General features: G+C 70.5%; 7 protein-coding genes. 2 read left to right on the top strand and 5 right to left on the bottom strand.

Going from position 1 to position 6,222, the window contains the following annotated elements; all coding sequences use genetic code 11:
- Positions 1-1,105, top strand: a 1,105-nt coding sequence (locus tag QH283_RS01310) for an HNH endonuclease (protein WP_280501188.1), incomplete at its 5' end; no start/stop codon positions are given.
- Between the two features lie 27 nt (positions 1,106-1,132).
- Here QH283_RS01310 and QH283_RS01305 read toward each other — a convergent pair.
- Positions 1,133-1,927: a TetR/AcrR family transcriptional regulator gene (locus QH283_RS01305; protein WP_280501187.1), complete on the bottom strand. Its 795-nt coding sequence runs from the start codon at positions 1,925-1,927 to the stop codon at positions 1,133-1,135.
- 49 nt (positions 1,928-1,976) lie between these two features.
- Complete coding sequence (locus tag QH283_RS01300; protein WP_280501186.1) at positions 1,977-2,270, bottom strand: hypothetical protein; 294 nt, start codon at positions 2,268-2,270, stop codon at positions 1,977-1,979.
- A gap of 199 nt (positions 2,271-2,469) precedes the next feature.
- Here QH283_RS01300 and QH283_RS01295 point away from each other — a divergent pair, with 199 nt between their 5' ends.
- Positions 2,470-2,763: a hypothetical protein gene (locus QH283_RS01295; RefSeq protein WP_040795218.1), complete on the top strand. Its 294-nt coding sequence runs from the start codon at positions 2,470-2,472 to the stop codon at positions 2,761-2,763.
- Positions 2,764-2,807: 44 nt separating this feature from the next.
- Here QH283_RS01295 and QH283_RS01290 read toward each other — a convergent pair whose 3' ends face one another.
- The 3 genes from QH283_RS01290 to QH283_RS01280 all read right to left on the bottom strand — a co-directional run bounded on the left by QH283_RS01290 (position 2,808) and on the right by QH283_RS01280 (position 5,906).
- The gene (locus tag QH283_RS01290) at positions 2,808-4,121 is read right to left on the bottom strand and encodes a vWA domain-containing protein (protein ID WP_280501185.1); all 1,314 of its coding nucleotides are present in this window, start codon (positions 4,119-4,121) and stop codon (positions 2,808-2,810) included.
- 309 nt (positions 4,122-4,430) lie between these two features.
- Positions 4,431-5,099: an MspA family porin gene (locus QH283_RS01285; protein WP_280501184.1), complete on the bottom strand. Its 669-nt coding sequence runs from the start codon at positions 5,097-5,099 to the stop codon at positions 4,431-4,433.
- 135 nt (positions 5,100-5,234) lie between these two features.
- The gene (locus QH283_RS01280; RefSeq protein ID WP_280501183.1) at positions 5,235-5,906 is read right to left on the bottom strand and encodes an MspA family porin; all 672 of its coding nucleotides are present in this window, start codon (positions 5,904-5,906) and stop codon (positions 5,235-5,237) included.
- Positions 5,907-6,222 lie beyond the last annotated feature (316 nt).

Below are 6,222 nucleotides of genomic sequence, written 5' to 3'. Positions count from 1 at the left end.
GACCAGGCGCCACCCCGATCCCGCGCCCCTGCCGTCCCCACCCGATCCGGCGCGCGCCGACTGGCATCCCGATCCCGCCGAGCCCGCCCGCATGCGCTGGTGGGACGGCGTCCGCTGGACCTCCGACAGCTACCTGCGCACCCGGGACGACCCCCGCGACTGTCCGCGCTGCGGCGCCCCGCGCCGCCGCAAGCTGTTCGGCGGGCTGTCCGCGTGTGTCGCCTGTGAGGTGGAGATCGAGGAGTTCCTCACGCACTGGCACAGCAGCGCCTGGCGGGTGCTCACCACCTCGGGCCCGATCGGCGAGCCGTGGGAGCACCTGTGGGCCTCGCTGCGCTACCAGCGCATCGACGAGAGCCGTGGCCGCGCCGCCCTGCGCGATCTCGGACTCAGCTATATCGAGCGCATGGTGACCTTCGCCTTCGCCGACGGCGAGATCCAGCAGGAGGAGTTCGAGCTGTTCGAGCACGCCCTGGCGGAACTGCGCCTGAGCGGGCCGCTGGTGGAGGACCTGCGCAGGCGGGTGCACCGGGGCAGGCTGCTGTGCAGGCTGCGCGAGGGCGATCTGCCGGTGATCCGCACCCCCGACCTGCATCTGGACTCCGAGGAGAAGGTGCACCTCGACCTGCCGGCCGTCCAGGTCAGGACGCTCGCGCGCGGACCGAGACGCACCGAGGGCAGGCTGATCGCCAGCAACAAGAAGCTGCGCTTCGTCGGCGCGGGCGCGGGCGTGGAACTGCCCTGGTCGCGGGTGGTCTCGGTGCAGAACACCGACGGCGCGGTACAGGTCGCGGCCACCTCGGCGCGCGGCGGGGCCGACTTCGAGGTGGACGATCCCGACTACGTGACCGCCGCCTTGGAGGGCGCGCTCCGGGTGGCCAAGCGGCTGGTGCTCTCGCCGGGCAGGCGCGACACCCGCAGCATCTCCCAGGAGGTCAAGGCCGAGGTGTGGCAGCGCGACGGCGGCCGCTGCGTGGAGTGCGGCAGTACGCACTACCTGGAGTTCGACCACATCATCCCGTTGAGCCGCGGCGGCGCGACCAGCGCGAGCAACCTCCAGATCCTGTGCCGTGGCTGCAACCGCCGCAAGGGCGCACGCATCTAGAGCGGCGGCGTGCGGGGAGGCGCGGCGTCAGGTCAGGCCCCACGAGCGGGCCAGATCGGCCAGCACGGCGTCGAACATGACCTCCGGCTGTGACAGCGGCAGCGGGTAGTTGCCGAACACCTCGAGGGTCACGTGCCCGTACAGTCGCGCCCAGCTCTGGATCATCAGATAGGTGACGCCGAGGTCCAGCTTCTCGGCGGGGAACTTCTGGCCGGACTCCGACAGCGCGGCCAGCAGTTCGGTGCGGAAGTCCAGCAGGTCCTCGCGCAGCGCGGGCGGGATGAGGTCGGTGGCGGGCGTGGTGATCTCGTATCCGGTGAGCAGCCTGCCCGCCGCGGCGAGGAAGATCCGGCCGAACGGCTCGGTGAACCGCTGCGAGACCGGCCCGGTCACCGCCCCCGGCGAGGCGAAGACCAGCGTGAATTCCTGGGTGTTGGCCAGCGCCCAGCGCCGGAAGCCCCGGCAGATGGCGAAGAACTGCACCAGCCCGTCTCCCCCGCCACCTTCGCCCCAGCTCCCGTCCGCCGCTGCCCCGTCCGCCGCTGCCCCGTCCGCCTCGGACACGCCCTCGGGCAGGGCGGCGACCTGCGCGGACAGTTCGGCGGCCAGCTCGTCGCAGCACTCCGAGCGCAGCGCGGCCAGCAGGTCCTCGCGCGAGTCGTAGTAGCGGTAGAGCGCGGGCGCGGTGATGCCGAGCGCGCGGGCGATGGCGCGCAGGCTGACCGCGTCGGGGCCGTGTTCGGCGAGCAGGGCGCGGGCCTGCTTGCGGATGTCGGCCTCGGCCACCACCGGGGCGCGGCCGCGTGGCTTCGACTCCCTCATGCCCTCGATTAGAGCCCATCGGCGGCCCCGCGCGGGGCGGATCAGCCGATCAGGCCCCGATCACCGCGTTCATGATGGTCCCGGCGCTGGTGGCCACCGCTCCGCCGATCATCGCGCCCGCCACCATCTTCGGCGATTCCATGCCGCTGCCCGACCACTTCTCCCAGGCGAAGCGCCCGCCGGCGTAGATGATGCTCAGGATGCCGGACAGGATCGCGAACCAGGTCGCGTAGCGAACGAACAGCATGATCTTGTCCGCGAGCGGAGGAGCCTCCGGTGTCGGGTTGCCGACCTGCGCCAACGTCGTAACCGTGTCCTGCACAGTCGTCAGGATGACGCTCACTGTTCACACCTCGTCCAGCCGCAGTACCGATTCCGGCGCAACGACTTTGCGTCCCGGCGCCTACCCCATGATCGCGACCCGGCGACCATCCCGCAAGGACGGCGGCACGTGCGGGGAGGTGACTGCGCCACAGCGGTTTACCGCGTACCATTCCTAGAGCGATTCTCCTTGTCCCGAACCCGGAATGAGTAGCACGACGATGATTCTGGCCGCAGTACTCGACACCGCATCAGCTTTCGACACCCTGGCTCAGATCGGTAACCCGACGCCTGAGGCCCCACCCATGTCCGACAAGATCCTGCAACTCGTGCGGTATCTCACCTGGTTCGTCCTGTTGGCGGGCATCTGCGCCATCATCTACGCGGGTGGGCGTTTCGCCTGGGAGAAATGGTCCGGTGGCGGCCTCGAGTCGCCGAAGATGGTGGCGGGCGCGATGATCGGCGGCGCCGTCGCCACCAGCGCGGGCACCATCATGAACGCCGTCATCGGCTGACCGCTCGGCTGTCGGCCGGGCGGCGGCCCGGCCGGCCGGCTCGATCAGCGCACCACCCCCGCCGCCTTCGCCGCTCGCAACCATTCCGGGAACTCGCCCAGCAGACGCGTGTACAGCTGCGCGTCGTCGACCTCGTCGATGTCGTCGAGCGCGAAGAAACCGGCGTTGTCCACGACCCGCCCGTCGAGCTCGTCGAGTTCACGCAGCAGACCGTAGTTGGCCTTGCCGAGGCCGATGAACTGCCAGAACGCGGGCAGCGCGGAGGACTCCCTGATCAGCGCCGCGATCTCGCGCTTCTTGGCGAAACCGCCGTCGGTGAAGAACAACACGAGCGTGGGCTGCTGCCCCGGCCGCAGCGAGTCGACGACGGCCCGCATGACCGGCGGCTCCACATTGCGCCCGCCGATCTTCGCGTAGTCGTGGCCGCCGTGCCGCCCGGACAGGTGCAGGTAGGTCTGTGACCAGCGATCCGATTCCGCGACCGTGATATCGGGCAGCTTCAGGTAGTCGACGGCGTAGAGGTAGGGCTCCAGTCGGCCGTCGTCGTCGAGCTGGATGGCGATCGGGACCATTCGCTCCACCACCCGGTGCATCACCTCACGCTCGTACATCTTGGCCATGCTGCCGGTCTTGTCGATGACGAGCACCACCCGCGCCCGCACGCCGACGGCCTGTTTGGTCAGCAGCACCTTGGCCACCTCGCGCTTGCGCAGATCGAGGGTGGCGCGCTTGTCGAACGACAGCTTCGCCTCGTCCGGCACGCTGCGCACCGGCAGCCCGTCCCCCAGCGGTGGCGCGGTGGACACAGCGGCCTGCCGCGGCGGGGCGGGCTGGGTGGGAGCGGGCTGGGTGGGAGCGGGCTCGTCGTCGACGCTCACACCGTGGTCGGTCACCAGGTCGGCGAACCCGCCCGCATACCCCTGGCCGACCGCGCGCACCTTCCAGTCCGCCCCGCGCCGGTACACCTCGATCGCGATGACCACCGACTCCCCGCCCAGCCCGTCGATCCGGTACTCGAACAGCGGCGCACCCGCGCGGTCGGCGACCGTGACCACCGGCGGCGCGACATCGCCGAAGCGAGCGCCCTCCTGATCGAGGGTCAGCACCACCCGCACCTGGGCGATGTCGGCGGGCACCTGCGCGGTGCGGATCTCCACAGCGGCCGGGGCTCCCGCGCCGAGCCGGACACCGGGCCCCTCGGGTTGGTTGAAGAAGACGAAGTCGGCGTCGTCGCGGACCCTGCCCGCCTCGCTCACCAGCAGCGCCGAGACATCGACGGCGGCCTCGGTGCGGACCGACACCACGACCTCACCGGTAGCCAGCGGGCCGTTCTGCCCTTTCACCAACACTGTCACCACGCGCACTCTCCCGCCGTCGATCCGTATGCACGGCACCTGCCGCGCTACGGCGACCGTGACCGCGGCCAGCGTAATCGGCCGCGCACCACGGGCGCACGCGCTGCCCCGGGCCGCGGCGGGCCGGGGACGCAGAACGCGGCAGCCCCACCCGGGCACGACGTTTCCGGCGACATCCATCCGCCGTCGCCCGGTCGGAGGCCCACCTCACCCGCGAAACCACCGGCCGCTGACCGGTCGCGGAAACCGGACAGCGGGCCCGGCGTGTGCCGGACCCGCGGTCGCGGAGTGTGTTTCGCCTGCCGGGCCGGATCAGCCGATGCTGAACGGCTGGCCCCACAGCGTGACCGAAGAGGTCACCTTGTCGGTCTCCACCTTGACCCGCACGAAGGCGCGCGCCTGGGCGTAGCCGCCGCAGCCGGACAGACCGATGGTCGAGTCGGCCCAGGTGACCGAGCCGCTGTTGCCCTTGAACTTGTTGCGCTTGGCGTGGTCCTCGTTGCCGTAGTCGTCGGCCTCCTCGAGGTCGAGGAGGTAGAACGACTTCGCCTCGCCGGGGCCGAGGGTCAGCTCGCCGCCGCTCTCGGCGCCCAGGCTGCCCGCGCCGTCCTCCCACTCGACGCCGCCCTCGACGCCGCCCTCGACGCCGCCGCCGTCGATGTTGACCTGGCAGCCCACCACGTAGCCGGGGTAGATGCTGCCGCCGATCTTCTCGCCGCCGGACAGCTCGACCTGCGCGCTGCCGGACACCCAGGCGTTGCGGTGTACCGGGGTCGCGCCCATGGACGGGCTGATGAGCGCGGACTCGTTCACCAGGCGCACGGTCACGACGGTGCCGTCGGACAGCGTCTTGGTGATCTCGCCGCCGGGCAGCGGCACGAAGGTGTCGGCGTTGGCCGCACCCGCGGACAGCATGCCGAAGGCGACGGACGCCGCGGCGAGCACGCCCGCCGTGCGCATGGAGTTCTTACCGATGTTCATGGTTGGTGCATCCCCTCCGGGATCGAGTTCTTCTGCGGCCGCGCCGGTTGCGCCCGGCGGCCGGGATTGTCTGGTGCGGCAGCGGTCCCGGCACGAGCCGGCCCGCGCCGCGACTGCCGGTGCGACGGCCCCGGATCAGCCGATGCTGAACGGCGCCCCGTAGAGGGTGGTCTTCGAGTAGTGGTCGCCGATGATCTCGACCACGGTGTAGGCGCGCGCCTGGGCATAGCCGGCGCACCCCTGGATCTGGATCTCGTAGTCCTGGTACTCCACCGAGTAGACGCCCGGCTCCGGGATGTCCTTGTGCTCGATCTGGACGAATTTCACATCGCCGGGTCCGAGCTCGAGGCCGATCGAGCCACCGAGGCTGCCGCCCTCGAGGTCGATGCCGCCGGAGAGCCCGGCCGCGATCGCGTCGTCGCCGATGGCGACCTGGCAGCCGACGATGTAGCCGGTGTTCAGCTGCGAAACACCGTGCGTGGAGGAGTTGTTGGTGCCCGGACCACCGGCCGGGCCGTTGTTCGGCCCTTCCTCGCCCTCGGGGGTGACGGTCACATCGGCGGTGGCGTTACCCGACACCCAGGCCACGCGGCCCGCGCCGTTGGCGGCCAGCGAGGGCGAGATGACGGCGTGCTCACCGGTGCGGGTGATGGTGACGCCGGGGCCCTGCTTCTCACCGTCGGGCAGCGGCACGAACGTGTCGGCGTCGGCGGCTCCTGCCGAGAACAGGCCGACGGCGATGGTGGCGGCGGCGCCGACGCCGGCGACGCGACCACCGCGCAACCCACTGGTGCGGTTGTTGCTCATACTTCCCCTCATCAGGTTCAAGCGGTCGGCCCCTGTCAGCGAGAGGGTGAATCGAATACCCCTCAGCGAGGCCGCACCAGAGTTTCACCGCCCCTGCTGTCCGCGAAGTGAATGGACGTCCGACCACACGGTGAACGCTTCCGGGCAGAAAAATGACGAAATTATCTCCGTACGATAACGACGTCCCGGAAGGGCCCGTGTCAGCTGGGAATTCGCTACCACCTGCGTAATCCGCACACGAAAAACCGCCGCCGACGGAATCGGCGGCGGCAGTCGGTGTGCACAGGTGATCGGTGTGCACGGGTGATCGCTCTCA

This window comes from Nocardia farcinica, assembly GCF_029867845.1.
Classification (GTDB): domain Bacteria; phylum Actinomycetota; class Actinomycetes; order Mycobacteriales; family Mycobacteriaceae; genus Nocardia; species Nocardia farcinica_A.
This window is presented reverse-complemented; position numbering and strand designations above follow the sequence as displayed.

Bases quoted from the DNA above. Each gene is read 5' to 3' on its own strand.
- QH283_RS01305 (WP_280501187.1), bottom strand. From the start codon at position 1,927: ATGAGGGAGTCGAAGCCACGCGGCCGCGCCCCGGTGGTGGCCGAGGCC.
- QH283_RS01295 (WP_040795218.1), top strand. From the start codon at position 2,470: ATGATTCTGGCCGCAGTACTCGACACCGCATCAGCTTTCGACACCCTG.
- QH283_RS01285 (WP_280501184.1), bottom strand. From the start codon at position 5,099: ATGAACATCGGTAAGAACTCCATGCGCACGGCGGGCGTGCTCGCCGCG.
- QH283_RS01280 (WP_280501183.1), bottom strand. From the start codon at position 5,906: ATGAGCAACAACCGCACCAGTGGGTTGCGCGGTGGTCGCGTCGCCGGC.